Source organism: Chitinophaga horti (genome assembly GCF_022867795.2).
In the GTDB taxonomy this organism is placed as follows: domain Bacteria; phylum Bacteroidota; class Bacteroidia; order Chitinophagales; family Chitinophagaceae; genus Chitinophaga; species Chitinophaga horti.
Map to the genome: position 1 here is coordinate 1,289,669 of NZ_CP107006.1, position 26,964 is coordinate 1,316,632.

The 26,964-nt window shown below is 52.1% G+C and carries 20 protein-coding genes; 16 read left to right on the forward strand and 4 right to left on the reverse strand.

Features of this window, described 5'->3' with window-relative positions:
* The first annotated feature begins 38 nt into the window (after nt 1-38).
* The 4 genes from MKQ68_RS05345 to MKQ68_RS05360 all read left to right on the forward strand — a co-directional run bounded on the left by MKQ68_RS05345 (nt 39) and on the right by MKQ68_RS05360 (nt 2,746).
* Complete coding sequence (locus MKQ68_RS05345) at nt 39-1,481, forward strand: MATE family efflux transporter (RefSeq protein WP_264282390.1); 1,443 nt, start codon at nt 39-41, stop codon at nt 1,479-1,481.
* 31 nt (nt 1,482-1,512) lie between these two features.
* Complete coding sequence (locus MKQ68_RS05350; protein WP_264282391.1) at nt 1,513-1,968, forward strand: NUDIX hydrolase; 456 nt, start codon at nt 1,513-1,515, stop codon at nt 1,966-1,968.
* A gap of 53 nt (nt 1,969-2,021) precedes the next feature.
* Nucleotides 2,022-2,288: an SWIB/MDM2 domain-containing protein gene (locus MKQ68_RS05355; protein ID WP_264282392.1), complete on the forward strand. Its 267-nt coding sequence runs from the start codon at nt 2,022-2,024 to the stop codon at nt 2,286-2,288.
* 101 nt (nt 2,289-2,389) lie between these two features.
* The gene (locus MKQ68_RS05360) at nt 2,390-2,746 is read left to right on the forward strand and encodes a VOC family protein (RefSeq protein WP_264282393.1); all 357 of its coding nucleotides are present in this window, start codon (nt 2,390-2,392) and stop codon (nt 2,744-2,746) included.
* A gap of 37 nt (nt 2,747-2,783) precedes the next feature.
* Here MKQ68_RS05360 and MKQ68_RS05365 read toward each other — a convergent pair whose 3' ends face one another.
* Nucleotides 2,784-5,189 carry an ABC transporter permease gene (locus MKQ68_RS05365; RefSeq protein ID WP_264282394.1) on the reverse strand — a complete coding sequence of 802 codons (2,406 nt, stop codon included), beginning with the start codon at nt 5,187-5,189 and terminating at the stop codon, nt 2,784-2,786.
* A gap of 142 nt (nt 5,190-5,331) precedes the next feature.
* Between MKQ68_RS05365 and MKQ68_RS05370 the strand changes: the two genes are divergently transcribed.
* The 3 genes from MKQ68_RS05370 to MKQ68_RS05380 all read left to right on the forward strand — a co-directional run bounded on the left by MKQ68_RS05370 (nt 5,332) and on the right by MKQ68_RS05380 (nt 8,086).
* On the forward strand, nt 5,332-6,408 hold the full coding sequence (locus MKQ68_RS05370) for an SGNH/GDSL hydrolase family protein (protein ID WP_264282395.1): 1,077 nt from the start codon (nt 5,332-5,334) through the stop codon (nt 6,406-6,408).
* Between the two features lie 187 nt (nt 6,409-6,595).
* The gene (locus MKQ68_RS05375) at nt 6,596-6,784 is read left to right on the forward strand and encodes a hypothetical protein (protein WP_244845511.1); all 189 of its coding nucleotides are present in this window, start codon (nt 6,596-6,598) and stop codon (nt 6,782-6,784) included.
* 60 nt (nt 6,785-6,844) lie between these two features.
* Nucleotides 6,845-8,086 (forward strand): NAD(P)/FAD-dependent oxidoreductase, encoded by a 1,242-nt coding sequence (locus MKQ68_RS05380; RefSeq protein ID WP_264282396.1) that lies wholly within the window; start codon nt 6,845-6,847, stop codon nt 8,084-8,086.
* Nucleotides 8,087-8,120: 34 nt separating this feature from the next.
* Here MKQ68_RS05380 and MKQ68_RS05385 read toward each other — a convergent pair whose 3' ends face one another.
* Nucleotides 8,121-10,208, reverse strand: a complete 2,088-nt coding sequence (locus MKQ68_RS05385) for a glycoside hydrolase family 76 protein (protein WP_244845507.1) — start codon at nt 10,206-10,208, stop codon at nt 8,121-8,123.
* A 342-nt stretch (nt 10,209-10,550) separates the two neighbouring features.
* Between MKQ68_RS05385 and MKQ68_RS05390 the strand changes: the two genes are divergently transcribed.
* The 8 genes from MKQ68_RS05390 to MKQ68_RS05425 all read left to right on the forward strand — a co-directional run bounded on the left by MKQ68_RS05390 (nt 10,551) and on the right by MKQ68_RS05425 (nt 19,326).
* Nucleotides 10,551-11,057, forward strand: a complete 507-nt coding sequence (locus MKQ68_RS05390; RefSeq protein ID WP_264282397.1) for a DinB family protein — start codon at nt 10,551-10,553, stop codon at nt 11,055-11,057.
* A 44-nt stretch (nt 11,058-11,101) separates the two neighbouring features.
* Nucleotides 11,102-11,311: a hypothetical protein gene (locus MKQ68_RS05395; RefSeq protein WP_264282398.1), complete on the forward strand. Its 210-nt coding sequence runs from the start codon at nt 11,102-11,104 to the stop codon at nt 11,309-11,311.
* A 58-nt stretch (nt 11,312-11,369) separates the two neighbouring features.
* Entirely contained in the window at nt 11,370-11,990 is a 621-nt protein-coding gene (locus tag MKQ68_RS05400; protein ID WP_264282399.1) for an RNA polymerase sigma factor, read from the forward strand.
* Between the two features lie 81 nt (nt 11,991-12,071).
* A complete protein-coding gene (locus MKQ68_RS05405) occupies nt 12,072-12,548 on the forward strand; it encodes a hypothetical protein (protein WP_244845503.1) in 477 nt (158 codons plus the stop codon).
* Nucleotides 12,549-12,592: 44 nt separating this feature from the next.
* Complete coding sequence (locus tag MKQ68_RS05410) at nt 12,593-13,213, forward strand: FecR family protein (RefSeq protein WP_244845502.1); 621 nt, start codon at nt 12,593-12,595, stop codon at nt 13,211-13,213.
* A gap of 290 nt (nt 13,214-13,503) precedes the next feature.
* Complete coding sequence (locus MKQ68_RS05415) at nt 13,504-16,803, forward strand: SusC/RagA family TonB-linked outer membrane protein (protein ID WP_264282400.1); 3,300 nt, start codon at nt 13,504-13,506, stop codon at nt 16,801-16,803.
* A 20-nt stretch (nt 16,804-16,823) separates the two neighbouring features.
* The gene (locus MKQ68_RS05420; protein WP_264282401.1) at nt 16,824-18,194 is read left to right on the forward strand and encodes a RagB/SusD family nutrient uptake outer membrane protein; all 1,371 of its coding nucleotides are present in this window, start codon (nt 16,824-16,826) and stop codon (nt 18,192-18,194) included.
* Between the two features lie 13 nt (nt 18,195-18,207).
* Nucleotides 18,208-19,326, forward strand: a complete 1,119-nt coding sequence (locus MKQ68_RS05425) for a TlpA disulfide reductase family protein (protein ID WP_264282402.1) — start codon at nt 18,208-18,210, stop codon at nt 19,324-19,326.
* A gap of 89 nt (nt 19,327-19,415) precedes the next feature.
* Here MKQ68_RS05425 and MKQ68_RS05430 read toward each other — a convergent pair whose 3' ends face one another.
* Together MKQ68_RS05430 and MKQ68_RS05435 are read right to left on the reverse strand one after the other, a co-directional pair.
* Nucleotides 19,416-22,004 carry a fibronectin type III domain-containing protein gene (locus MKQ68_RS05430; protein WP_264282403.1) on the reverse strand — a complete coding sequence of 863 codons (2,589 nt, stop codon included), beginning with the start codon at nt 22,002-22,004 and terminating at the stop codon, nt 19,416-19,418.
* A gap of 412 nt (nt 22,005-22,416) precedes the next feature.
* Complete coding sequence (locus tag MKQ68_RS05435; RefSeq protein ID WP_264282404.1) at nt 22,417-24,060, reverse strand: cellulase family glycosylhydrolase; 1,644 nt, start codon at nt 24,058-24,060, stop codon at nt 22,417-22,419.
* A gap of 167 nt (nt 24,061-24,227) precedes the next feature.
* Here MKQ68_RS05435 and MKQ68_RS05440 point away from each other — a divergent pair, with 167 nt between their 5' ends.
* A complete protein-coding gene (locus MKQ68_RS05440) occupies nt 24,228-26,822 on the forward strand; it encodes a fibronectin type III domain-containing protein (RefSeq protein ID WP_264282405.1) in 2,595 nt (864 codons plus the stop codon).
* Nucleotides 26,823-26,964 lie beyond the last annotated feature (142 nt).

A 26,964-nucleotide genomic window follows, 5' to 3' on the forward strand; every position in this document is an offset into this window, starting at 1 on the left:
ACAATCCGGATGGTCTGATATTTGGGCCACAACGCTGTATGTCGAAAAGCAAGGATATGGGCGCGCGTTCGCTGTTAGAAGGACCTTTACTGCAATCCCTGATGAAGCTGGCGGTACCGCTGGTACTGGCCCAATTGTTACAGGCAACGTACCAGCTGATCGATGCCTTTTGGGTTGGCCGCCTGGGCGGTAACGCAGTAGCGGCCGTATCGGTCACCACGCCCATTACGTTCGTGTCTATCGCTGTTGGTGCCGGTTTTTCCATCGCAGGCTCCGTACTCATCGCCCAGTTCGTAGGTGCCCGTAACCAGGGTATGGTCGACCATGTAGCGGCGCAAACTATGCTGATGGTGTTCCTCGTATCGGTGGTGCTGGCCTTCCTGGGCTATACATTTGCGCCGGATATTATCCGCCTTATGGGTGTGAGTGAGGCGGTGTTTGAAGGCGCGCTCGGGTTCATGCGGGTGTCGTTCATCGGGCTGCCGTTCAACTTCATGTTTATCATGTTCATGTCGTTCATGCGCAGTGTAGGCCGGCCTGCTATTCCTCTTTACATTATTATGGGCACGGTAACGCTCAATTATATCCTTGATCCGATACTGATATTTGGCAGGAACGGCTTTCCTGCATTGGGAGTGATGGGGGCCGCCGTGGCGACGTTGAGTACGCAGGTGCTGGCCATCGCCATCGGGATGGGCATCTTGCTGCGCGGCCGGCAAGGAGTGCATATCCGTCCGCACGATTTTAAGCCAGACTGGAAGTACATCCGGCAGGCGTTTAACCTGGGGTTGCCGGCTTCTATAGAGCAGTCTATGCGCGGGCTGGGCCTCACGATGATGACCTTCCTTATTACATCTTTCGGTACCACTACGCTGGCCTCATTCGGCGTGGGGTCCAATGTGCTGCAGGTGGTGATGATCCCGGCGCTTGGATTTTCACAGGCAATATCGACCGTGGTGGCGCAAAATATAGGTGCCGGGCAAATTGAACGGGCCGAGCGGCTGGGCCGCCTGGGCGGTTTGATCGCCTTTTCCTTCTTAAGTGTACTGGGCCTGCTGGCCTTCGTCTTCGCAGCCCGGCTGGTCGCCGTGTTTGTTCCGGAAGACCCGGCCGTGATAGCCGGCGGCGCGCAATACCTGCGCACGATGTCGCTGGCCTGGGGTTTCCTCGGCTTTCAACTGGCGATGACCGGCGTTTTTAAAGGATCGGGCAACATGGTGTTGTCGATGATCATCGCATTGGTGTCTATCTGGGTATTACAGTTCCCGGTAGCCTACCTGCTTTCCCGCCATACTACGCTGGGTGCGCAAGGTTTGTGGTATGCTTTTCCGGTAAGTAATATCGTGATCGCCATCGTATCGCTGGTCGTATTTTTGAAAGGTGACTGGAAGAAGAAACGCCTCACCCGGGACGTTGACGAGGCGGCCGCACTGGAAATGGATGTGAACAAGGAGACGATGGTAGACGAGGGAATCCGTTAAAATCACTGAAAATCGACCTAAATTGATGGTTATGCCTAAGCGAGCGGCAGGAATTTTGTTATTTCGTAAAAAGAAGAACGCCCTGCAGTTTTTCCTGGTACACCCCGGCGGGCCATACTGGAAAAATAAGGACGAAGGGGTGTGGACGATCCCGAAAGGGGAGTATGAAACCGACGAAGATCCTTTACACGCGGCCCTTCGCGAGTTCCAGGAGGAAACCGGCATCGCGCTGGAAGGCGACTTTATCCCCCTGGAACCGGTGCGACAAAAGTCGGGCAAAATAGTGCAGGCATGGGCCATGGAAGGTGATCTGGACACTTCTAAACTCATTTCAAATACTTTTTTGCTGGAATGGCCACCAAAATCCGGTATGTTTGTGGAAGTTCCGGAGGTAGACCGGGGTGAATGGTTCGGGGAAAAGGAAGCCAGGCAGAAGATAAATCAGGGCCAGATTGGCCTCATCGACCAGCTGACAACCATTCTCTAAACCGGGTACCCGGCATATTTTATGGTACGCATTATATTTTAAAACACGTAATTATGGCAAAAGAAACGAAAAAAGCCGGTGCCGGACTCGCGGCCCCATTAACTCCAAGCCCTGAACTGGCAGCAGTAATCGGTAACACGCCCATGCCCAGAACAGAAATGACTAAGAAGATATGGGATTACATCAAAGAAAAAGGTCTGCAAGACCCCGCTAACAAACGTATGATCAACGCTGACGAAAAACTGCTGAAAGTTTTCAACGGTAAACAGCAGATCTCTATGTTTGAACTGGCGAAAGTGATGAGCAGCCACGTTAAGTAAGCTGAACCCGAACGTATAACAATGCCACCGTGTACTATACGGTGGCATTTTCGTTTATTGCCACGGATATACGATATTTGTTTCTCTAAATAAGTAAAAGGATGTTCAGGTTTAAAAAGATAGATCATGTGGCCATTACCATCCCGGCCGGAAAAAGCGACGAGGCAAAGGCCTTCTACGGCGGCATCCTGGAACTGGTTGAGATCCCCGGTAATCACCCGCGCAGTGCCACCTGGTACGAAATGGGCGATATACAACTGCATATCGTGGAAGAAGCGATGACAGGCCCCGTATCCGGCCGTCACCCTGCGTTTGAGGTAGATGATCTCGACAAGGCGAAAGAATACCTGGAGACGAACAACATCCAGGTATCGTATTCCTCCCTCATAGAAGGCCGTGAACGCCTGTTTTTCCGTGACCCATTCGGCAACCGCATCGAACTGATAGAATATTTGTAAAAAAAGCTGCCTCGTAAAGGCAGCTTTTTTTAGCCGGTTACTCGCTTCGTAAACTCTTTAACGGACTGTTCACCGCGGCTTTCATGGCTTGCAGGCTTACCGTGGCCAGGGTGATGATAAGGGCGAGCAGGCCCGCCGTGGCGAACATCCACCAGCTGATATCCACGCGGTAGGCGAACTGGTTCAGCCAACGGTCCATGGCCCACCAGGCTACAGGTGCTGCCAGGCAGAACGAGGCTAGTACGAGTTTTAGGAAGTCTTTCGACAGCAATTGTATGATACCGCTCACACTGGCGCCCATCACTTTACGGATGCTGATCTCCTTGGCCCGTTGCTCGGCATTGAACGCCGCCAATCCAAAAAGTCCCAGGCAGGAAATAAAAATCGCGATCAGGGCGAAGGCGTTGATGATGCGGGAAAGCGTTTCTTCACTTTGGTAAAGACGCTGCAGCTGCTCGTCCATAAACGCATACACAAACGGATAGCCTTTCATGTGCTGTTGCCATAACCCTTCCATTTTACCCAGCAGCCGGGGATAGTCGGTGCTGTGTACATTCACCATCAAGGTGCCTGTACGTTGCGGGTTGCGGGCGTATAACAGCATAAACGGTTTTACGTTCTCGCGCAGCGATTGCAGGTTAAAGTCTTGTATAACGCCCGCGATCTCCAGCGTTTCACCGATACTGGTGAACAATCGTGTGCCGGGTGCGTCGGCGATGTTAAGTCCTAGCTGCCGCGCCAACGTTGCATTGATCAGCGCCTTGCCCGAGTCGCCGGGGTGAAAGTTAGCGCCGCTCAGCAATTTTATACCGAAGGTGCTGATGAAATGCTCGTCCGCAGTGATGTTCAGCTGGTGGATGGAATGCGCTACATCGCCGCCGGAAAGATACACGCCCCAGTTGTTATACTCGAACTGCCCGGGGATGGCGGTCATCCGGCTCTGGGCTTTAACTTCCGGCAACTCCCGTACTGCCTGTGCAAAGGCTTCCGACTGATCTTTCGCCTCATTGGTAGGGAAGCGGAAAAGCAATTGCTGGCTTTTGTTGAAGCCAAGGTCTTTACTGCTGATATATTGAAGCTGGCTGTAGATCACGATAATTCCAGTGATCATGATGATGGATACCACGAACTGGAATACCACCAAAGAACGCCGCACACCGGCCGCCGATATGTGATTGGAAAAGTTGCCTTTCAATACCTTCACCGCCTGGAAGGCCGACAGGTAAAACGCCGGGTAACTGCCAGCCGCAAGCCCCGTTACGAGTACGATGCCGGCGAGCGCTATCCAAACCGTATAGTCATGCAGGAAATGGATATTGATGCTCGCCTGTGTCAACTGGTTGAGGTAGGGCAGCAGCGCAATCAGCAGTGGAATGGCGATCAGCACGCTGATCAATGACAGCAGGAACGATTCTCCCAGGAACTGTGCGATGAGACTGAATTTACCCGCACCGATCACCTTTCTCACACCTACTTCCCTTGCCCGTTTTGCCGCCCGCGCGGTAGACAGGTTCATGAAATTAATGCAGGCGATGACTTGTATCAGCACGGCGATCAGCACCAGGATGTACAGGAACGTGCGGCTCACGGGTTTGCCGGTGTCGGCGGCCAGCCCGGCTGTCGTATGTATTTCCGTCAGCGGTTGCAGGTGTAATACTTTACTAACGCCGCCCCGCTTCATCTCCTCACCGCCATGCCGTTCGAGAAAGGCGGGCAGCTTACGTTCCAGTGCTGCTGCATTTGCCTGCGGATGTAGTTTCACATAAGTATGTGTATAGTTGTTCCCGCTCCAGGTCTTATTGTTGCCGATGTCTTCACTATAACCATTAATGCAGATGAACATACCCGCCTCCAGGTGTGAGGCGCCCAGGCTTTCATCAAATACACCCGTCACTTTTAAGGGGCGTTTTTCCCAGGCGTTGTCCAGTTCAACGAGCTGGCCCACCGGGTCTTTGTCGCCAAATAGCTTTTCCGCCACATCCTTGCGGAGCACCATGGTGTAAGGTTCCTTAAATACCGTTTTGGGATTGCCGTACACGAAGTGGTAGCTGAAAACGTCAAAGAACGTAGAGTCTGTGAGCAGCGCCTGCGGCTCGTAATACGTATTACCCTGGTAACGCAGCAGGTGCTGGTTTACACCCAGGGTGGGGATAACGCGGGTATATTGTTTCACCTCGCCGAAGTCCTGCTTCATGGCGGCAGCAATGGGAGGGGAGGCAGTGGCCATATCCCTGGAGGAACTGGGGAGCTTTATGGACGTAGTTACGCGATAGATACCGTCCGCCTCCGCATGGTGCCGATCGTACCGCAGATGCCCGGTTACGTAGCACAAAATGTACAGGCAGCACAGCGTTCCGATAGCCAGTCCAAACACATTGATCCCCGTAAAAAGTTTGTTTTTACGCAGGAAGCGGAACGAGGAAAGGAAATAACTCTTGATCATGGCGGAAGGAGTTTGCCGGTGAGTACGAAATTAATGCCAGTAGCATTGGTGTTGATTATCAATATAGTTAGATGCGTATGCTGTCCGTTTTTGGTACAGTGGATTGTCCGCTTCCGGACTGGAAATATATTATATTTGAAGGATGATGCCATTTCGTTTACTGCCTGTACTCGCGCTATTCGCCTGTTCCAACGGCACCGCGCAAACGCCTGTTAAAAGCAATGATGCCCGTATCCGTTATACCGGCCGTGTGGCGTTCTCCGATTCCGCCGCTCAATTGTCCTGGTCTGCCACGTCTGTAAAAGTAAACTTTACCGGCACCGGATTAAAAGCTTTATTGAAAGATGAAAAGGGATTAAATACCTATAACGTTATCATCGACGGCCACATCACACAAAAGCTGGAACTGGATTCGACGAAGAAGCTGTACACCCTTGCCGCCGGACTACCAGCAGGTAACCACCAGCTGGAATTGTTCCGCCGTACGGAATGGGAGTTTGGTAAGACCTGGCTGTACGAACTGCAACCTGCGGCCCAAACAACCTTATTAAAAGCCCCCGCTGCTGCGAAACGTAAGATCGAGTTCTTCGGCAATTCCATCACCTGCGCTTATGCCGTAGAAGATACCTCCGGCAAAGACCGCGGCACCGCACCTTACGAAAACGCCTGGCTCAGTTACGCCACCATCACCGCCCGACACTTCGGTGCGGACGCGCACCTGACCGCCCGGAGTGGCATTGGTATTTTGGTCAGCTGGAGCCCGATCATCATGCCAGAGATCTACGATCGCACTGATCCCACTGATCCGCAAAGTCGCTGGAACTTTTCCAGTTACACGCCCGATGTCGTAGTGATCAACCTTTTCCAAAATGACTCCTGGCTGGTGAACCTCCCTAACCACGAACAGTTCAAAGCCCGCTTCAACGGCCAGAAGCCCGGCGAAGCCCAGATCGTAGCTGCGTATGCCGCATTCGTTAAAAAGATCCGCAGCCATTACCCGAAGGCCACTATCATTTGCGCCCTCGGTAATATGGACATCACCCGCAAAGGTTCGCCATGGCCGGGTTACGTTGAGAAAGCGGTAGCTTCCCTGAATGATAAACGTATGCACACCTGTTTCTTCCCTTATAAAGATAGTCCCGGCCACCCGTCGGTGAACGAGCAGCAGGCGATGGCGGATAAGTTGATTGCGTTTATTGGGGCGAAGATGGGGTGGTAATTATCTTCGCGGCAATATCGACTGGCGGCCATTAATTACTGAAGCGGATGTTCACTTTGCTGCGCTCGTGATGATGGGTAGAGCAACTGTCGCTGAAGTGAGTGACACAACGGCGGCCGCGCCTGGTGCTGAAGCTGGTGCAATGGTTATTATTTGAATTGAAGAAAGGGTATTATATTTACGATCTATGAAATATATCATCCCGATTTTGTTAGTAGCCCAGTTTTTCGTGGCTTGCGGCCAGAAGCCGCGGGTAGAGGAAATTCGCATTGAGGAAGTTGAATATGTACCCGATCCGGAGCCGCTGCCACGACCTGTGCCGCCAGCGAAGGATTCTTTGCCGGGCGATTCAGGAAGAATCAGCATTGGTCAATAAGTGCGATGGGTTGCCTTTCATGAATTAACGCTGCAGATGCAGCATCCTGAAGCATAAACAATGATCCACACAGATATCTGCATCATCGGTGCAGGCCCCGCAGGCGCTACCGCCGCTCTCCAACTCGCTTACAGCGGCGTGTCATGCACTGTCGTAGACAAAGCTGTTTTTCCCCGTGACAAGGTTTGTGGCGATGGGCTGAGTGGCAAAGTACTCACACTCCTCAACCGCATCGATCCTGCGATTGGCGCCAGATTGCTGGCGGCGCAGTTTAAACTCGACAGCTTCGGGGTCAACTTTGTAGCAGCCAACCGCATCGGCATCGATATTCCTTACGCAGCCAATTACCAGAAGAAACCGGGCGAGCCGCGAGGTTTCGTGTGCAAACGGATGGACTTCGACAATTTCCTGGTCGATGAACTGAAACGCTGTCCGCACGTGCAGTTGCTCGAAGGGGTTGATATTAACCGTCATGAATTACAGGCAGATGGTTACCTGTTAAGCGACGCCAAAAACAATACGCAGATCAAAGCGAAACTGGTGATCGTGGCGAATGGCGCGCATTCTACCTTCACAAAAGAGGTGGCCGGCATTCATATGGAGCCGGAACATTATGTGGCGGGCATTCGCGCATATTATAAAAACATCAGCGGACTGCATGCCGATAACTTCATTGAACTACACTTCCTGAAAGATATGCTGCCAGGCTACTTCTGGATTTTCCCGTTGCCCAACGGCGAGGCGAATGTAGGCGTAGGTATGCTCAGTAAATCCATCCGGCAAAAGAAAGCGAATCTCAAAAAGATGCTGCTCGATACGGTGAACAACGATCCTGAAATGAAGGAGCGGTTTAAACATGCAGAATTGATCGGCTCCATCGATGGTTACGGTTTGCCATTGGGCAGTAAAAAACGTCCGCTTTCCGGCGAACGGTATATGCTTACCGGCGACGCGGGGTACCTCATCGATCCTTTTACGGGAGAAGGGATCGGGAATGCGCTATATACCGGTCGCATGGCAGCGCAGCAGGCGATTAAATCACTGGAAGCAGATGACTATTCGGCGGCGTTCATGCAGGCGTATGATGAAAACGTGTACCGCGTTTTAGGTCCCGAGCTGACGATGAGTACGAAATTGCAAAAGCTGATCAAATACCCGTTCATCCTGAATATGCTGATGAAAATGGCGCGTCGTAACAAAGAGTTGCGTACGTTGCTGACAAGCATGTTCCATGAGGTGGATATTCGCAAGAAGTTGGCCCAGCCTACGTTTTATCTTCGCTTATTGTTTGGTGGAAAATAAAGGGACTGCGCAACACATGCGCAGTCCCGGAAGGTTATTGCTTCAATATTTGTTTTGTAAATACCTGTTCGCCCGCTGCTACCCTGATGATATACATGCCGGCGGGTAATCCGCTCAAATTCGCAAACTGACCATTATCGATCTGCTGCACACCCCTAGCCGGAGCACCGTTCAGGTTATACAGCTTTACGTCCAGCCGCGCCGCCGTGGTGTTGGCAACTGTAATGCGTACGCGGTCGCTGAACGGGTTCGGGCCGAGTGTGAAGCCGGCTTTGTTCAGTACCGGTGTAGCGGCCGGTGCTGCCTGTCTTGCGCCGGAAGGCGGCGTGTAGAACTGGCTGGCAGGCACCACTTCGCGCGCTTGTGAGGTACTGGCCCACTCGAGTTTACAATCAGCACCACCATTATGTTCAAAATATTCCAGTTTGATGTCGTAGAGCTGGTTGGCGTTCAGCGTTACGGTCGCCGAATACTCCACGCCCCAGTTATCAACCCACTGATCGATCACCAGCACATTATTGATCCATAACCTGCGGCCGTTGTCGCTGTTGAGGTAAAACGTATACGTTTCGGAATAACGTGGTTTAATGCGGCCTGTCCACCGAACGGAGAAGCTGTCGGCGCGCATGGTGTAGTCCGGCGAACCGGTGTACCAGTTGAAGTCGATCTTATCTTCCGTGCGTGTCAGTTTATGGGTGTTGAAATTCATGCCCTGGTAGTACTCGCCTTTGAGCCCGTCGCCGGTAGTGCGGTTCAGTACGAACGAAGAAGTGCGGTCATTCCAGTCGGCGCCGATCCAGTTGCTGCTGGCGGTGCGTACGGTGGAAGCGCCGAGGTAATTATCATCAGCATATAAGGTGAGGGAATAGCCTTCCGGTAACGTGAACGATGTGAGATCGTCGTTCAGTGCGCCGCGGGCTACCATAGCGTTGTGTGTGTAACTGCCGGGTGTAAAGCCGATGGAGTAGCCACCGTAGTTCAGGTCTTTGTAAAAGAAGGCCTGGTCGAGGGTAGCAGCGGCTTCGAACAGCATCACGGCGCTTAGTTGCGTGGAGTAATCCGTGGTGGCGCCCGGTTTAGTGGTCCAGTTGGGATTGGCGAGCAGGTTGGCACTGTTGATACCGCGGCCATTCAGCCCGAGCGCGCTTGTCTTGATGGCGTTGATATAACGGTTGCGGGTGGAGGAACTGAGCGCGCCTTCGCGTGCCAGCAACGTGAAGTAACGAACGAAGATGCCTTTGAACAAACCGCCATCGCCGCCGCCGGTTTCATTTGTATAGAATACTCCGTTGGACAGGCGGCTCGTCATCGCATGTTCTGCCGAAAGGATGGCGTCGTTCAGGTAGGTGCTGTTACCGGTTACCTGGTACATCTCCAGCGCCGCGCCAATCCAGGTACCTACGTTGTACGAAAATACCCAACCGGGATTCGTGTTCACGGTATTGGTGCCGGCATCGTAGCTGTCGTACACTTCGCCGGTAGTCGGGTTGACGAGCGTACTTTTCATCCAGTTATAAATGCTTTGCGCGCGGCTGAGGATGGTGGCATTACCATTGGTTTGATACAGTCGCAGCATGAAGATCAGGGCCGGCGCATTGGCGCAGGCATTAAAGCTGTTCGGCGTGCCTTTGTTCCATTGCAGGGCATAACTGCGCTCGGGGTGCATGCCCGTTTGCAGGTCGGTCCACAGAGCGTTTACGGCGTTCAGGTACGCAGTGTCGCCGGTGTGCTGGTAGGCGCGCAGGCAGGAGATGGCCATCCATTCCATATCATCATAAAAGTAATTGAGATAGGTGTTGCCATTGGATGCTTTGATGCCGTAGAGGAGATTCTTCATCCGGGTTTTGTAGGTGTTGCTGCGGGTACGCAGGTAGCCGTCGGTAAGCGCATCGATGCCGTTGGCGTTCCACCAGTAATTGAAACCAGTATGTGCACCGCCGCTGGTCTGGTTGTAATACTGGCCGTTGGATGAAATGAACGAGGAGTGCAATACGCCTTGCAACGCTTCGGCCGGACCGTTATACACGGTGGACTGCGAACGGGCATTTTGCGAAAGTAACAGGGGAGTGGCATACAGGCACATAATAAGGCCCGCACGCATAGCGTGTAGAAACTTTTTCATACGTGTGTAAAATGGGTTTTGATTTGGTTAAAAGAAAACGTGGACGTGGGTTCAAGGGTCAACTACCGGTCTTTCATTCTGGCTGTGAAGTCTTATACCAAAACAAATATAACGAATCAGCAACATGATAAGAACACCCCGAAAATGAGCTTATATGTTTTAGCAAATCGCCCTGGCAATACAGTATTCAGGTTTTGCCATATCAGGCGCTAAACAAAAAAAATAAAATATTTTATTTAGCAGGATGCGGATGCAATGGTGTCGCACGAAACCCTGGATATGTCGCGTTTACCCCCGGTAGTTGGATGGGGAAATGCAGACCTTTGATGAAAACGGAACAAGATGCAAAAAGAACTCGCACAACAGGCCGCACAGGCCGTAGCCGAAATGGGCACCACGTTCGCATTATTCGCTCATCAAAAAGTAAATGAAGTGCCTTTCGCCGGCAGCTGGACGCCCGCGCAGGTAGTGGAACATACGTTGCTGTCTGCCGAAGGCTGCATCGCCCTGCTCGACGGCGATACCTCCGAAACCACCCGCGATGCCACTGCGCATGTACAGGAGCTGCGCGACATGTTTCTCAATTTCGATATCAAGATGCAGTCACCGCCCGATATTGTACCACCGGATACAACGTACGACAAGGCCGCGCTCACCGATCGTCTCAACACACTGCGAAAAACGGCGGAGCGGGTCATTGCAGCCCGTGACCTGTCACGCACCTGCACCACGTTCGAGTTCCCAACCATAGGATACCTTACTGGTTTGGAAGTGGCTAACTTCTTCATTGTACACACGCAACGGCATGCTCATCAATTAAAGAATATTTATGGTGCGATGGTGCAATAGGGGCATGGAACCATTTTTGTGCCTGTTAACCCAAATACTATCTTATGAGCACACCCGATAAACCGCAGTCCACCCCACCCGGCGGCAACGCCAGTAATCCCGCACCCGGACAATCCGAATCGCCCGGCAAAGGACTCATCGATAAGAAAGGTGAAAAGTACCTGCGCGAAGCGGGCAACATAGAAGATATGCCCGATCCGGAGGAGGATCAGGAGGCGATCGACCAGGAGAAAAAGCTTCGCGAAGACGAATAGGTGAAGTCCTTTACCAACAAGTCGCACAACCGGTTTAGCCTTCTGCGACTTTTTGAGTATGTTTATACCCGAAATCAGATTGACCGGTTTGGTAAATACCTTACATAACGAGAAGTGGCTGCTCCAACAAGTGTCGGAGGGAGATGAGAACAGTTTTGAACAGCTGTACCGGCATTACTATCCGCGGCTTCGTCCATTTGTCTGCAAACACACCGGTTCCGACGCACAGGCGGAGGAAATCATCCAGGAAACATTTATCCGCATCTGGCTCAACCGCGAGAAGCTGCCTGAAGTGACGCATTTCAGCGCCTGGGTGTACAAAGTTGCGTCGCGGGAATTCCTGACCGCCCTGCGCAAAAAACTGACGTACGAAGAAAAGATCGGTGCGCTGCAATATGCTGCCGGGGAAGTGGCCTCTTCGCCCTTTGAACAAATGCAGGTGCGGGAAATAAAAGCCCTGGTGAGCGAAGCGGTAGAGCGGCTGCCCGACCAGCGCCGTCGCGTGTTTCGCATGAGCCGCGACCAGGGTTTGAAGGTAAACGAGATCGCTGAACAGTTGTCGATATCGCCACAAACCGTTAAAAACATGCTGACTACCTCGCTCAGGCAGATCCGCGAACACCTGGCGGCTGCAGGCCATCCTTACTTGTTGATCTACCTCATCCTGAACATCCTGTAAAAAAATCCCCAAGAGAATAGTACTATTTGCTTTTTCCTGCTTCTTACATGGCGGAAAGGCTGTCCGTTTTATTAGCGTTATATGGAGCAACAAAGATTTACATACCTGCTGGAACAATACCGTACGGGGCAATTAACGCCCGCGGAAGGCGAGGAGCTGTTGAAAACCGTGCAAACGGACGACGATGCCTGGCTGGTAGATAACATCGCCTCGCTGATGGCGATGGAAGCCGAAATACCCGCAGTGGTAGACGAGCAGGTGGTGCAATCGAACATCAACCGCGTACTGGCTATCGATAAAGGTGCCCGTGTACGCAAAGTCCGCACGTACCGCTGGGCGGCCGCTGCTGCGATAGCGTTGCTGCTCGCCGGTGCCGGGTACACGTTGCTGAAACAAAACCCGTCGGTAAAAGATACGGTCGCCACGGTCCCTGCGCCCGACGTTGCCCCTGCCACCGGCAAAGCCACGCTGGTATTGGCCGATGGATCGAGTGTTGCACTGGATGAAGATAGCGTACGCGCCATCCGCCAGGGCATTCTGCAGAAGGGGGAGAGCTGATCTATGAAAATACAGCGGGTAACGCCCAACTGAGTTATAATACCTTGTCAACTCCCCGCGGCGGCCAGTTTCGCGCCACATTGCCGGATGGCAGTAAGGTGTGGCTGAACGCTGCCTCGTCCATCACGTATCCTACCGCCTTCGGCGACAAGGAGCGGAGGGTGCAGGTGAAGGGCGAAGTATATATAGAAGTTGCGGAGAACGCGCAGCTGCCTTTCTTCCTGAACGCCTCACCGGTGGAAATCGCCGTGCTGGGTACCGCTTTTAACGTATCAGCTTATGAAGATGAAACACACATCACGACTACGCTCGTCAGCGGCAGCATTGCCGTAAACGCGGGCGGTCGCGCTACGCCGGTGAAGCCGGGTCAGCAGGCTGCTTACGCAAATGATGTTTTCCAGCTGAACGAGCAGGCCGATGTGGAACAGGCGACTGCCTGGAAGAAGGGTGTGTTTTATTTCAAAGATGCGGGTCTGGACGTGGTATTACGCGAACTCGCCCGCTGGTATGACGTGCAGGTGGTATATGAAGGCGTGGTGCCGCGCCGCTCTTTCAGAGGCGAAATTGGCCGTGACCTCTCGCTGCAACAGGTGTTGAAAGGCCTGGGCGATATGGGCGTAAAATTCAGGATAGAAGACGGGCGCCGCCTGGTGGTGACGCCATAATCAGATACATCAGGGAAACTTTTTAATAACCAGCTATTATCAACCAAATGGAGATTCAGCCAATCTAGAAGATCATCCTGGTCCAAATAAAAAACCGGGGCGGTTGCACCCGCGCCCGGCAATACGTATGGACCAGCAGCTAACAACAGTCCGCTTAAACTATTATTGCATCACTTCAATCCAAACACTGCAAATCTATGCAATGGAATTGTAATGGTAAGGCCCTTTCTATGCCCGGGCCCGTATCAACCAAGAAAGAAAATCACCGGCGAAGAAAAATTGCGCTAATTATGAGATTAACGGTCCTTTTGATGATGGTGGCCTGTTTTAAAGTAACCGCCGCCAGTTATGCGCAGCAGGTAACTTTTAAAGGACGGCAGGTAACACTGGAGGAAGTGTTCAGCGCTGTGAAGCAGCAAACCGGCTACCTGTTCTTTTATGAAGGCGGCAGCATGCGCGAAGCGCGCCCGATCAGCGTAAACGTGGAAAAGATGCCCCTGGAGGCTTTCCTGAAAGATGTACTGCGCGACCAGCCGTTAGACTACAGCATCGAGAACAAAACAATTTTTATCAGGAAACGAGTGGTAATCCCTTTCGTTACGCCGCAAGACCCGACGGTGGAGGTGACGGGGAAGCTCCTGACCAGTAACGGTGAAGCCTTAATTGGTGCAAGCGTTGGAGTGAGGGGCGGAAAGGCGCTGGTAGTCGCCGACCTGGAAGGTCGCTTCAGGCTGCGCGCCAAAGTAGGCGATGTGCTGTTAGTACGTTTCATCGGTTTTGATGATAAGGAAGTGAGGGTGACACGCGGCGGCGACCTGGGAAATATCCTCGTCACGCAGTCTACCACGAAGCTGGATGAAACGGTGGTGCAGGCTTACGGCTTTACGTCCAAACGTATGAATACCGGTAACATTGAAAAAGTATCTGCAAAAGAGATTGAAAATACAGTGGTGGACAACCCGGTGCTGGCCCTACAGGGCCGCGTGGCGGGCGTGATCGTAACACAAACCAGTGGCGTGCCGGGCGCGCCTATTAAGGTAGAGATCCGTGGTCGTACACAGTTAGATGGGGACATTGGCGCGGATAATGAACCGTTATTCATCATCGATGGTGTGCCGATGGCAGTGAGTAATATGGGTATGAGCAGGCTGACTTCTGCAGCTGCTCCTGCTGGTAAATACGGCCTCAACCCGCTTTCGACGATGAATATGTCTGACATCGAAAGCATGGAGGTGTTGAAAGATGCGGATGCTACTGCGATCTATGGTAGCCGGGGTGCGAATGGCGTGATCCTCATCACGACCAAACGCGGAAAGGCAGGTGCCACACGAATCAACGCCGACGTACGTTCAGGCTTCAGCAAAGCGAGGGTGCCTGAAATGTTAAGTACCCGTGAGTACCTGGACCTGCGCTATGAGGCATTGCGTAATGACAATAAAACGATTGGTGCCGCAGGGAACTATGATCTTACCCAATGGGATACCACGCGCGACAGCCGTGTTGCAGAAACGCTCATCGGTGGTACTGCAGAATTTACCAACGCCAGCGTATCTATGTCCGGAGGTGGCCAGGCAGTCCAATACTATATTGGTGGTAACTACGATAGACAAACCAATGTATACCCAGGTAAAATGCCGGTTACACAGGCTGCTGCACACTTTAATATCAACAGCAGCTCCAGGGACGGCAAATTCAGCGCTCAGCTGAAGGGTGATTACTCCAGCAACGTGAATAATGCACCTTCTACAGACCTCACTAGCAAGATCAACCTGCCGCCGAACTTCCAGTTATATGATTCCGCCGGTAACATGGCCTGGAACGAGAAAGGGATCAACAACGGAGACAATCCGCTGGCATACCTGCTGCAACAATACAGTGCCAAAACCGATAATATCAATGGTAACCTGATGCTGAACTACCGTGTTACACCGGAATTTGTGTTGCGCACTAGTTTAGGTTACAATGGTATTTTCCTGGACGAATTGGCGATTACGCCCAAAACCAGCCAGAATCCCAAGCCTAATGACGGAAGGCCGGTAACGGGTGCTTCGCGTTTCAGCACCAACGTATTTAAAAGCTGGATCGTGGAGCCGCAGGCGGAATACACCAAAAACATCAGGCAGCACCGTATAAATGTGCTGGTGGGCGGCACTCTGCAAAGTCAGCGTAACGATGGCTATAATATCAGTGTAACAGGTTACACCAGCGACGATTTCCTCGGATCGCTGACGGGCATTGTGGGTTCGAACATCAACAGCCTGGGCAGTACGATGACGCAGTATAAGTATGGAGCGTTCTTCGCAAGGGCCAACTATAATTACAATAGTAAGTACATCGTGAATCTTTCTGCCAGGAGAGATGGCTCCAGCCGCTTCGGTCCTAACTACCGCTTCTCCAACTTTGGTGCAGTGGGCGGTGCATGGTTGTTTACCAGCGAAAACTTCATGAAAGACCTGCCGAAGGTCAGCTACGGTAAACTGCGTGCCAGTTATGGTGTAACAGGTAATGACCGTATTGGTGATTATAAATACCTCGACGCTTATACGGCGAACGTTTTTGCGCCTACGTACCGGGATTCAAGTGCCCTGGTGCCGAGTTCTCTGTTCAAGCCAGACTTGCACTGGGAACGTAATAAGAAGTTTGAGGTGGCGTTGGAACTGGGTTTCCTGAGAGATCGTATCCTGGTGAACGTGGTGCGTTATCACAACCGCGCATCCGATCCGCTGGTGAACTACCCGCTGCCTTCGATGACTGGTTTTACGACGGTAGCTGCTAACCTTAACGGGGTGTTGATCGATAATAAAGGATGGGAGTTTTCATTTACGACGGCCAACTTCAAGAAGAAAAATTTCGACTGGACGACCAACTTCAATATTACCCTGCCGAAGAACGAGTTGGTCCGCTTCCCGGACCTCGCGAAAAGCAGTTATGCCACCAAATACATTATTGGCCGGCCGCTGAACCTGGTAATGGCTGCTAAGTTTTTGGGCATTGATCCGCAGAATGGCCTGTACGCACTGATGGACCGTGACAAGAACGGTACGTTTGGCTTCCCGGGCGATCTGGCGCCCATCGGCGACACCGATCCCGACTTCTATGGCGGTATGACTAACACCTTCCGCTATAAAGGATTTACGCTGGATGTATTGCTGCAATTCAATAAACAGTTAGGCAGAAACTGGGCGACCTCATTAGCAACGTCAGGTTTTACGCCGCTGCCTGTCGGCGGACCACAAAACATCGTGAAAGGTTTAGGAGAACCTTGGCGCCAGCCGGGTGATCAGGTGCTCATGCAGAAATATACGACAATCACGCCTGCGTCTAACTCCCTGTACGGCAACTACAATATGCAGTATTCGGATTACGTCTATGCAGACGCTTCTTTCCTGCGCGTAAAGAACGTGTCGCTGGGATATACGCTGCCGGCAGAATGGCTGAAGGTGATCAAGCTAAGTAATCTTCGTCTGTATGCACAGGCACAGAACCTGGCTACCTTCTCTTCATTGAAAGGTGGCGATCCTGAGTCAATTTTCCTGACCCGCCTGCCGCCATTGCGTACGGTGGTATTTGGCATCCAGGTAGGAATTTAATCTTTGCTTAAACAAGAATTATGACATTTAACAATAAACAAATCAGGTATATCGCTGCCGCAGCATTTGGTTTGATGGCGTGGACAAGTTGCGCCAAATTCGTGGATGTTCCTTTGCCCATCAGCCAGATATCCAACGAGGCTGCCTTCGCGAACGATGAATCCACACAGGGGGCCATGCGCGGCATTTATGCTGCCACACAAAACGTGTTTGGCTCCGGACCATATGATGGTACGCTTTCCGTATTGCTTGGCATTAGCTCCGACGAGTTAACGAAGCTGAGTTACTCCACCGACGAACAGCTGTTTTTTGATAACAACTTGTCGGCTCAATCAAGCGGTGTGAGGGCCATCTGGGGTGGTGCTTATTCGTATATGTACATGATCAACAACCTGATCCTGGGTGTGGAAAGATCAAAAGGCATCAGTGCTACCGGCAAGGCCAACTTCCTCGGAGAAGCGCATTTCTTAAGAGCGTTGAACAACTTCTACCTGGTAAATCTCTACGATTCACTGCCGATGATCGTGACGCCGGAGTACACCGTAAACGCTCTTTTATCACGCACAGCGCCTGAGAAGATGTGGGACCTGATCGTGAGTGACCTCGACTTCGCAGAGAAAAACATCACCACCGGTTACAACATCCCTGGCTTACGCTACCGCGCTAACCGCGATGCCGCAAGAGCGTTACAGGCCCGCGTATTCCTCTACCGCCAGCAGTGGAAAGAGGCGGAAGAGAAAGCAACGTCCGTCATCGAATCAGGCAACTTTCGCCTCGAAATACTGGACAGCGCTTTCCTGATCAAATCAAGAGAAGCGATCCTGCAGTTCGCGAATGCCGGTACTAACCTGTATACGCTCGAAACGGGCAAGCTGAATAACACCCGCCTGAGCGCCTATACGGTGGCTGCCTTTGAACCTAACGACCGTCGCAGAACGAAGTGGGTGAAGGTGACGACAGATGGTTTTGGCTCTCCGTCAAAAACGAAGATTACCAGTAACCTTACGCCGATGACACCCGAAGCTATCCCGGTACTCCGCCTCGCAGAGCAATACCTCATCCGCGCCGAAGCACGCGCTATGCAGGATAATCTGCCCGGTGCCATCCAGGATGTTGACAGCATCCGCTTCCGTGCGGGACTGCCTTTGCTGATCAATACCAATCCCACCATCGATAAAGAAGCATTGTTACTCGCTATCGAAAAGGAACGTCAGACAGAACTGTTTGGCGAAATGGGCCATCGCTGGCTGGATGTGAAACGTCGCGGACAGGCGGATGTCATTTTTGGGGCACGCAAACCAAGATGGCGTAAAGAAGCGGCGTTCTTCCCGATACCTTTCGCCGACAGGCAGAACAACCCGAATCTTGGTCAGAACCCAGGTTACGAATAAAACACCTCTGCTCATGAGAAATTATATAACAGCACTATTATGCCTGTCTGCCCTCTCTGCCTCCGCGCAGTATAGCGGCAAGTTTACCGTAAAAGGTAAACTAACGCAAAAGGCCACGCAGGACACGATTTACCTGCATTACTTTGCCGATGGTAAACAGATGACGGATTCGATGGTCACCGTAAAGGGAACCTTCCAGTTCAAAGGCGAAATAAAGGAGCCCGTAGTGGCCTACCTGGGCTTCCGTGGCGCCCGCGATCGCCGGCCAGACAATCGCAAGCTTTACCTCCAGCCCGGCACGATCGTACTCACCGGCACCGATTCTGTGCGCCACGGCAAGATCACCGGCTCCACGATCAATCGCGACGCTGAAGCGCTCGACAAGGTGGTACGGCCTTATATGGACAGTGTTATCGCCCTTCGCATGAAGGCCATGCGTTTAACGAAGGAAGAAAAGGCGGCGCCGGAATTTAAGGTGCTGGAGGCTAATTTCCGGGAGATGTTAGACTCCTCGGAAGCCGTGCGCATCCGTTATGTGAAGGCACATCCAAAGTCTTACACCTCCCTCGAAACGGTCAGCAACATGGCCGGCATGGTCATTGATTATGAAAAGATCAACCCGCTGTTCCTGTCGCTCGATACCACGCTGCAACAACTGCCGATGGGTCGTACGCTCGCAAAACGGATGTTCGTGGCAAAGAACACAGGCATTGGTGTAAAGCTGGCGGATTTTACGTCTAAAGACACATCCCGCAACGATTTGCGCATGTCCGATGTAGTGAAAACGGGTAAAGTAACGCTCATTGATTTCTGGGCCAGCTGGTGTGGCCCCTGCAGGGCGGAGAACCCGAATGTGGTAAAAGCGTTTAACGCATTCCACGATAAGGGTTTTAATATCCTCAGTGTGTCGCTCGACGATAAGCTGGCGTACTGGAAGCAGGCGATCGTCAAAGACGGTATGCCCTGGTACCATGTGAGCGGGTTGCAAAAGTGGGAAGAACCTGCTGCCAAATTATATGGCATAGAAGGTGTTCCCGATAACTTCCTGGTCGACGGTGAAGGCCGTGTAATCGCCCGGGGACTGCGTGGCGAAGCCTTGTACAAAAAGGTGGAAGCCGTTTTAAAACAGTAATCGTTTTTTCCCTGAAATAAATAATACTAGACTATGAAAAAGAGGCCCGGTGTTTACCGGGCCTCTTTCATTATCTCCAGTCCGCCTGCTTACTTGTTGTTCACGAATATCTTCTTCGTATACACGATCTTGTTCTTGTCACTCACGACAAATACGTACATCCCGTTGGGCAGGCCCGATATACTCACCGGTGCGTTTTTACCGGATACCCTCAAGACTTTCACGCGCACCCCGTTAAGACTGTAGATGCCTACATCGTACAGGCCTTCCTGTAACGGCCCGTTGAGGTACACCGTTCCGGAAGCGGGGTTCGGCCATATGGACGGTAAGTCCAGCTTGACCCTCGGCGGTGCCACGGCGGCCAACGGAGATGCCAGCAGCAGGCTGTTAGGATAGGTGAACGGATAATCCAATTGTGCCTGGCGGAACTGTGCTTCGTATATGTCATTCCAACCGAAGGCAGTATCCGCCTGGTTCTTCAGGTTGTATTGGGCGGCACCACTCCAGAAGTGGATAAACTCACCCATGTTCAGCCTGCGGATGTATTGACCGTTCCTTTGTGGGAAGTAAGCTGCCAGCAGATCGAAATACCTGTTCAGGGCATCGCTCGAGTCGGCCGTGGTGTAGATAGGGTAGAACCAGTTCTTGAACCAACGGGTGCCGGCACGTGGGTAGGTGTCTGTCTTGGTTTCCATGTCGGCCAGCAGTTCTGCAGCTTCCAGGTTCCAGCCCAGGCGTTTGTACACATCGTAGTTAAAGATCTCTGCCCATTTGCTGTCGCCCCAGATCAGGAAGGAGTGGCCGCCGTCTACGTTTTTCGCAGAGAATTCCACGATATGCGCTACTTCATGCGTACTGGCCCCGTAGTTCCAGCTGTTACGCTCGGCCCACTGTCCGCCCAGGTCGATGGTATTGTGGTAATCGTGCGCAGAGTCGTAAGTGGTAGCCGGGTGACCGCCAGAGTAGCCTGCTATGCTGTGAAACACTGCATACAACCGCGGATCGCTGAAGGAGCCGTAGTTCTGTTTCGTGTACTGCCACACGTTCGCAAAGTCGCTGAACATCCAGTTAATGGCCGGGCTCACCGCGCTGTCGTAGTACACGGCGATCTGGTCATTATAATAAGTGCGGGTCAGTAGCTCGTCATGCTCAAACCAATGTTCCCGCCAGGTAAGTGGTGCCGCGCCGGTGGGTGTTGCTTTTTTCGTGAACACGTAAGCCGATCCGCCGTTCGCGTTTTCTGCACGCAGCCTGTAATAATAAGTTGTCAGCGGCGTGAGGTCGCGGGAGTGGTATTTGGTGTTGTTTGCCGCGACGATAGCATCGGTTACCCAGTTCACGCTGTCGGTAGAACGTTCTACCCGGAAGTTGGTTTCTGTAGTCGAGTTGTCGGTCCAGGTGAGTACCAGCTGGTAGCCATCGGTGTTCATGGCCGCCAGTCCGGACGGTGCCGCCGGTACCGCGCTGTTGGTAGCGCCGGTGCCGGTACCGTACAGTTCCAGCTCGGCAAATTGTGTCAGGCTATTTCCATTGTTCGCTGTGATATGTAAACGATAGTAAGTGTAAGCGGTGGTGTTAACGAACGCATATAGTTTACGCTGGTACCGATCGGTAAACTCCTGGTTGTTCTTCGTACTCAGCGTCGTCCAGGTAGATCCGTTGTTCGATCCCTGTAACACCCAGTTTTTAGGGTCGCGGGTGGCAAAGTCGTTGGCGGAAGTTACGGCGTAACGGGTGAGGGTAGCGCCGCCTGGCAGGTAATATTGCACCCAGGTGCTGGCAGCCGATGCGAGGTATTTACCATACGCGCTGTTGTCAAAGGCTTTCAGATAACCTTCGTTGCCGCCGGTATTATACTGGTCGCTGAGTGTCGCATTGGTAAAGTCGGTTACGTCGGTACCCACGGTGGCCGAAGTGGTCGAGATAGAAGCATGTGCTGTAGCCACCGATACGCCTGCTGCATTCTGGGTACGAACGCGGTAGAGATAAGCCGTGCCGGTAGCGGTACTGCTATCGATATAACTGGTTTTGTTACTGTCCAGCGTCGCTATTACCCTGAAGCTGCTGCCGGTCTGGCTGCGCTCTACGAGGTAATTGGTTTCTGTAGTAGCATTGTCTGTCCAGTTCAGCTGCACCCGAAAGTTGCTGATGTTGCTGACAGATAGTCCTGTTGGTGCCGCCGGTGTAGCCGCCAGTAGTTCCCACTCCGCAAACTGGGTGGCAGTAGCGCCGTTTACCGCGGTGATGTTAAGGCGGTAGTACAGGTAACTGTTGGTATTCGCAAAACTGTAAGTCTTGCGCAAAAAGCGGGTGGCAAAGGTTTCGGCGGTGCGGGTATCGAGGGTGGTCCAGGAGGTGCCGTTGTTCGAGCCTTGCAGCGTCCAGTCGCGCGGATCGCGGGTAGCTGCATCATTGGCCGAGGTGATGGCATACTGTGTAACCACGGCGGTAAAGGGCGACTGGTACTGTACCCAAAGATTTGTTTGTGGAATGTAGTACTTCGTAGCAGTGCTGTTGTCGATGAGGTTAGGGTAGTTCTCATTGACTTGTACGGTATTGTTGTATTGCGCGGTAATCGTGCCTCCGAGGTTTGTAATATCGGATTGGGCATGAGCAGCACCGGCAAAACAAAACGCTCCCGCACACAAGATGGCCTTGTGTAAAAGTGTCATGTTCATAATAGGATTGCTTGTTTTAAGTTAACTATAGATGATGGACTGAAGATTTAGATTTGGTTTAAACATGTGCTCGGGTTAAGTTTAGTATTGTCTTCGCTCAGAAATGCAAGGGCCACAAAAATCTATACCTGAATTTAAGTAATTAATCGATACGCCGCTAACGCCCTCATGTCGCGGATCACTGCTAAATGCAGTGGCCCGCGATGAGCGCATCAACTTATCCTGTTGTGATTGAAAGGGTTATTGCTGCTTACCGTTTAGTGCTATGCTAAACGGCTATACGCTGTTTTAAAAATAGTTTGCGGTATGGTGGAGGGTTCGGGTTTGCTTATCATTTAGCAGGGGAGATATTTTAGAACAGCTGTTCAGCCATCGTCATCATATGTTTGCAAACAATGATGAAGTGCGCGTTCTACACCCGCTCTAAAACAATCTCCTTCAAACTTCCTTTCCCAGTCATTCTCTTCACACGTAAAGTATGCCTGCCTGCCCGCAGGTTGGATACAGGCTTCCCATCTACCGAAATATCATATCCCTCGATAGCTGACACTTTGTACTTACCGTCTGTCACCACCGTGAATGTATACTGCAACCATTCACCCGCCTCAAAGTTCACCACTTCACTGCCGCTGATGTCAACGCCGTCGTTGCGGTAGCTGCGGCCGCTGTTGCCGCCTTGCAGAGCGGGATTGGAGATGCGGTAGTTCGCGGTGTCGAGGTCGTAGTAGGCCACGCCGTTCGGCCCCAGGTCATAGTCGATGGCGTTGATCACCAGGCGTTCCTGCAACAGGTGTTCCTTAAAGGGGATAGCAGTGGGAGAGAAGGGCTGCCGTATCATCGCATCGATCACATCGCGGTGCAGGATGTTATTACGGATGTTCGCATCCGACGCGAGTTGCATCATGCCTGCAAAGGCTGCTTCTGCGGATGGAGCAGCGGCCTTTCCCGACCAGTAATCCAGTATGCGCTGATAATTGTCGTTCATCGGAATTTCCAGCGGGTTGTTATGCCCCAACTTTTTCAGCGGCCACCATGCCCAGCCGATATTGTTGCGCTCCAGTAAACGTATGGCTTCTGTAAACCAAACGTTGGAGTTCTCGCCGGTTTCACCCAGCCATACCGGAATGTTGTATTGATCTCTCGCTTTAATGATATGGGCGATTGATGCATCGTCATTATAGTTCCAGTATTTGTGATAGCTCAGCACCATATTATTATCCCAGGGCGGAAAAATACCATTGTAGTTATTGCCCCAGCCGTTTCCTTCTATGATGATGATGTGCCGTTTGTCTACACTGCGGATCGCCTGCGTGATCTCCATCATCAGTTTGCGCAGCGGTGCATTGGTCTTTTCTTTCAGGCCGTTCTTATCGTTTTCCGGGTCCTCAAAGCCCCAGTTAGGCTCGTTGATAATATCATAGCCGCCTATCCAGGGTTCGTCTTTATAACGTGCTGCTAATTTCTTCCAGAGGGCGATAGTCCTTTCCTGCAGGGACCTGTCCTGCCACAGTGATGGTTTCGAGGGATCCCGGTCCGATATATTCAGGTCGTTGCCTTGTCCGCCAGGGGCGGCATGCAGGTCGAGAATCAAATACATGTTGTTGGCCTTACACCAGGCGAGCAGACTGTCGGTCATGTCAAATCCTTTCTGGCGGAATACAGGGTCTGCGGCCGATTCCACTACCAGATCCAGCATGTAAAGGTTGTAGTGCATAGGCAGTCGCACCGAATTAAAGCCCCAGGCTTTCATGGAGTCGATGTCTGCCCGGGTGGTATGGTTGGCAAGCCAGGCGTTATAGAACTGTTGCGTTTTCTGTTCGCCGGTGAGTTCTTTCATTCGCTCGCGGATGCGGTATTGCTGCTGGCCGTTGCCGGTTACGCGCAGCATATAACCCTCCTGCAACATCCAGCCGCCAAGGCCGATGCCTCGTAGTAATACGTTCTCGTTCTTTTCATTGACTATGCGGGTGCCCGCTGTTTTCAGGAAGCCCTGTGCCTGTGTGTACTGGGTCATCAACGCGGCAAGCGTAAAGCCGCAAAGCAATCGTCTGAGCATAACGTGTGGTGTTTGGGACTATTAAAGTAACAAAAATAATCGCTTGCAAACGCTAAGATTATTACCGCCTGCCCCTTTATTTGGGTAGTGCGATTGATAAACCAACATCTGAATCCAAAACCCTTATTTCGATCTAGAACACTCATTATTTAAATAAATCAACCAACATGCATCAATTGCTACAAAGGCTCTGCCTCTGTGCGGGCGCGCTATGCCTTGCCGCGCCGGCATTTTCACAAACAGATATTACGGAAGACGGGGGCGTAATTACGTCGCCCCACATCAACTGGAACAGCAACGAAAATTTCCCTAAACTGATCGACAACTACCCCGGTACCAAATACCAGTATGAGTCGGGAGCGTTTACGGTGGTATACGAGGCGAACTTCCCTTCCCTGGTGACGCAATACGCGGTGACCAGTGCCGCAGATAATCCGGATCGCGACCCGATGAACTGGGTGCTGGATGGGAGCAATGACGGGGTGAACTGGACTTCCCTCGATCAGCGCTTTGGTCAGTTTTTCAACGCGCGCCTGGAACGCCAGTTGTTTACGATCGCTACACCCGGCACTTATAAACAATACCGCCTCATCGCCTTTGCAACCCGTGAGGGACGATATATTCACCTGGGCGAATGGGAACTGCTGTCGCCAGTGAAAACCGCGATACCCGCATCCTTAACGGCTACGCTCGTTCCTGGTCAACGGGTGAAAATCGGCTGGAAAGACAATGCAACGAATGAAACCGGTTATTCGGTGGAGCGATCTACCGATGGCCGCAATTATCACATCGCAGCGCTGCTGCCACCGAACGCTAAAAGTTATATCGACAGCAATCTCGCCACTGATCAGCAATATGCTTACCGCGTACGCGCCATCACCACCGAAGGTGCAGGCAAAGCGTCCCCGGCGGCGATCATTCGCACCGAAAAAGGTCCGTCTTTGGATGATATTACCGACTTCAAAGAAGGCCGCCTCACTGCCCGTTACGCCTACAGTGGGCCGGAGGGTTTATCTAAACTGACCGACAATACACCGAACAGTTTCCTGCATATGTGGAACAGCCCTTCCTGGCTGCTCTACTACCTGCCAGGCGGCGCAGTCGTGACACAATATGCCTTCACCGTAAGCAACGAATCTGCTGAATACGACCCCAGCGACTGGACGCTCGAAGCCTCCAACGACTCGCTCAACTGGACGGTCTTAAACACGCAGCACAAGCAACAGTTCGAGCGTGGTACCCGCAGGGTGTACGCTTTCGCGAACAAATCAAACTACCAATACTACCGCTTCCAGCTCGCCAATAATTCCTGGGGCATCAATCTTTCCGAACTGGAAATACTGGGTAAAGGTGAAGGCTCGCTTAGCAAAGACAAACCGGTAACGGCAGGCAACTTTCATGCACAAGGCGTATCTCCTTACCAGGTGGTGTTAGCCTGGAACGACGATGCCAACGACGAAACCAGCTATCGCCTCGAACGTTCGAAAGACAGCATCCGCTGGAACACGGTCGATAATCTCAATCCCGGTACGACCTTGTTCTACTCCCGCAACCTGACGCCGCAAACGAAGTATTACTACCGCTTAAGCGCCATCAACCGTAATGGGCGCTCGGCATACACCTATGTAAGCGCGACCACTACGCCCGACGAGTCGCCCCTTTACTGGCAGGAACATTGGCTCGAGCATCGCCAGCTGCTGAAGCGGGTGCACAATAACAAAGACGTCGCTTTTTATTTCGACAACGACGTGCCCGCCAACACTACCTGGATGTTTACGGAGTTTACCGCCGCCTGGAAGTACATCAAAAAAACGTACGGCACGTTCTGCGATCCTAAACTGTATGTAGTGTTGCATGAGGATAAGTACCACGGTGGCCACGCTGCTGCAGTATGTGACTCCAACCACGACTACCGTAATGTGATCGACCTGGGTGGGGAATGGTCGTTCCGCAACGATTGGAACATTGGTGCGCCGGTGCATGAGATCGGGCATATCGTGGAGGGTAACTCTAAAGATGTGCGCGAATCGCCGGCCTTCTCCATCTGGGGTGATAGCAAGTGGTGTGAAATTTTCAACTACGACGTATACAAAAACATCGGCTGGGCAGAAGATGCCAAAGCGGTGTATGACCAGATGCAAACGCATTCGGATGTGTTCCCACGACCTGGTACTTATTGGTTCCGCGACTGGTTCTACCCGCTGTATACCCGCGGTGACAGCAGCGTAACGCTGAACCGCTATTTCGAACTGCTGGCAGACTATTTCCCGCAGCATAATGGTGTATATACCCGCCGCATGAACATGGGTGAGTTTGTGCATTTCTGGAGCGGCGCCGCTGGTTATAACCTGAAAGCGCAGGCAGATACGGCTTTCGGCTGGAACGATGAATATGAGATGCAGTTCAAACAAGCCCGCATCGACTATCCGTTCACCTACCCCGAAAACTGCCGTCCCAGGCCACTGCCTTCCAAACCGTGGAACCAGGCGCACGAATATCTGACGGCGCTGTGGCCTAACCCTGCCTCCGGCACGTTGTATTTCAACGGTCCGAACGATCGTACGGTTTACACGGTAGAGGCCTACGCGCTCAGCGGGCAAAGATCCCTCACAGCCCGGGTGTCTGGTAAAAATGCACCGATTGACGTTTCAGCACTGCACACGGGTTTATACTTGTTTGCGGTGAGCGATCAATCGGGTGTGTTGTTTACGCGTAAAATATTGATTACTAAACCTTCGGGTAAAGGTAAATACCAGGGTTAAGCTATTTAGGTTGATAAACAGAGCCCCGGTGTCTACCGGGGCTTTTGCGTTTAATTTCTGTTAACAGGTTAGCGTAGAGATTAAGGGTACTTTTAGGATTACATCATTTACTAGTTAAAATTTTCTTTAGGTTGATAAGCCC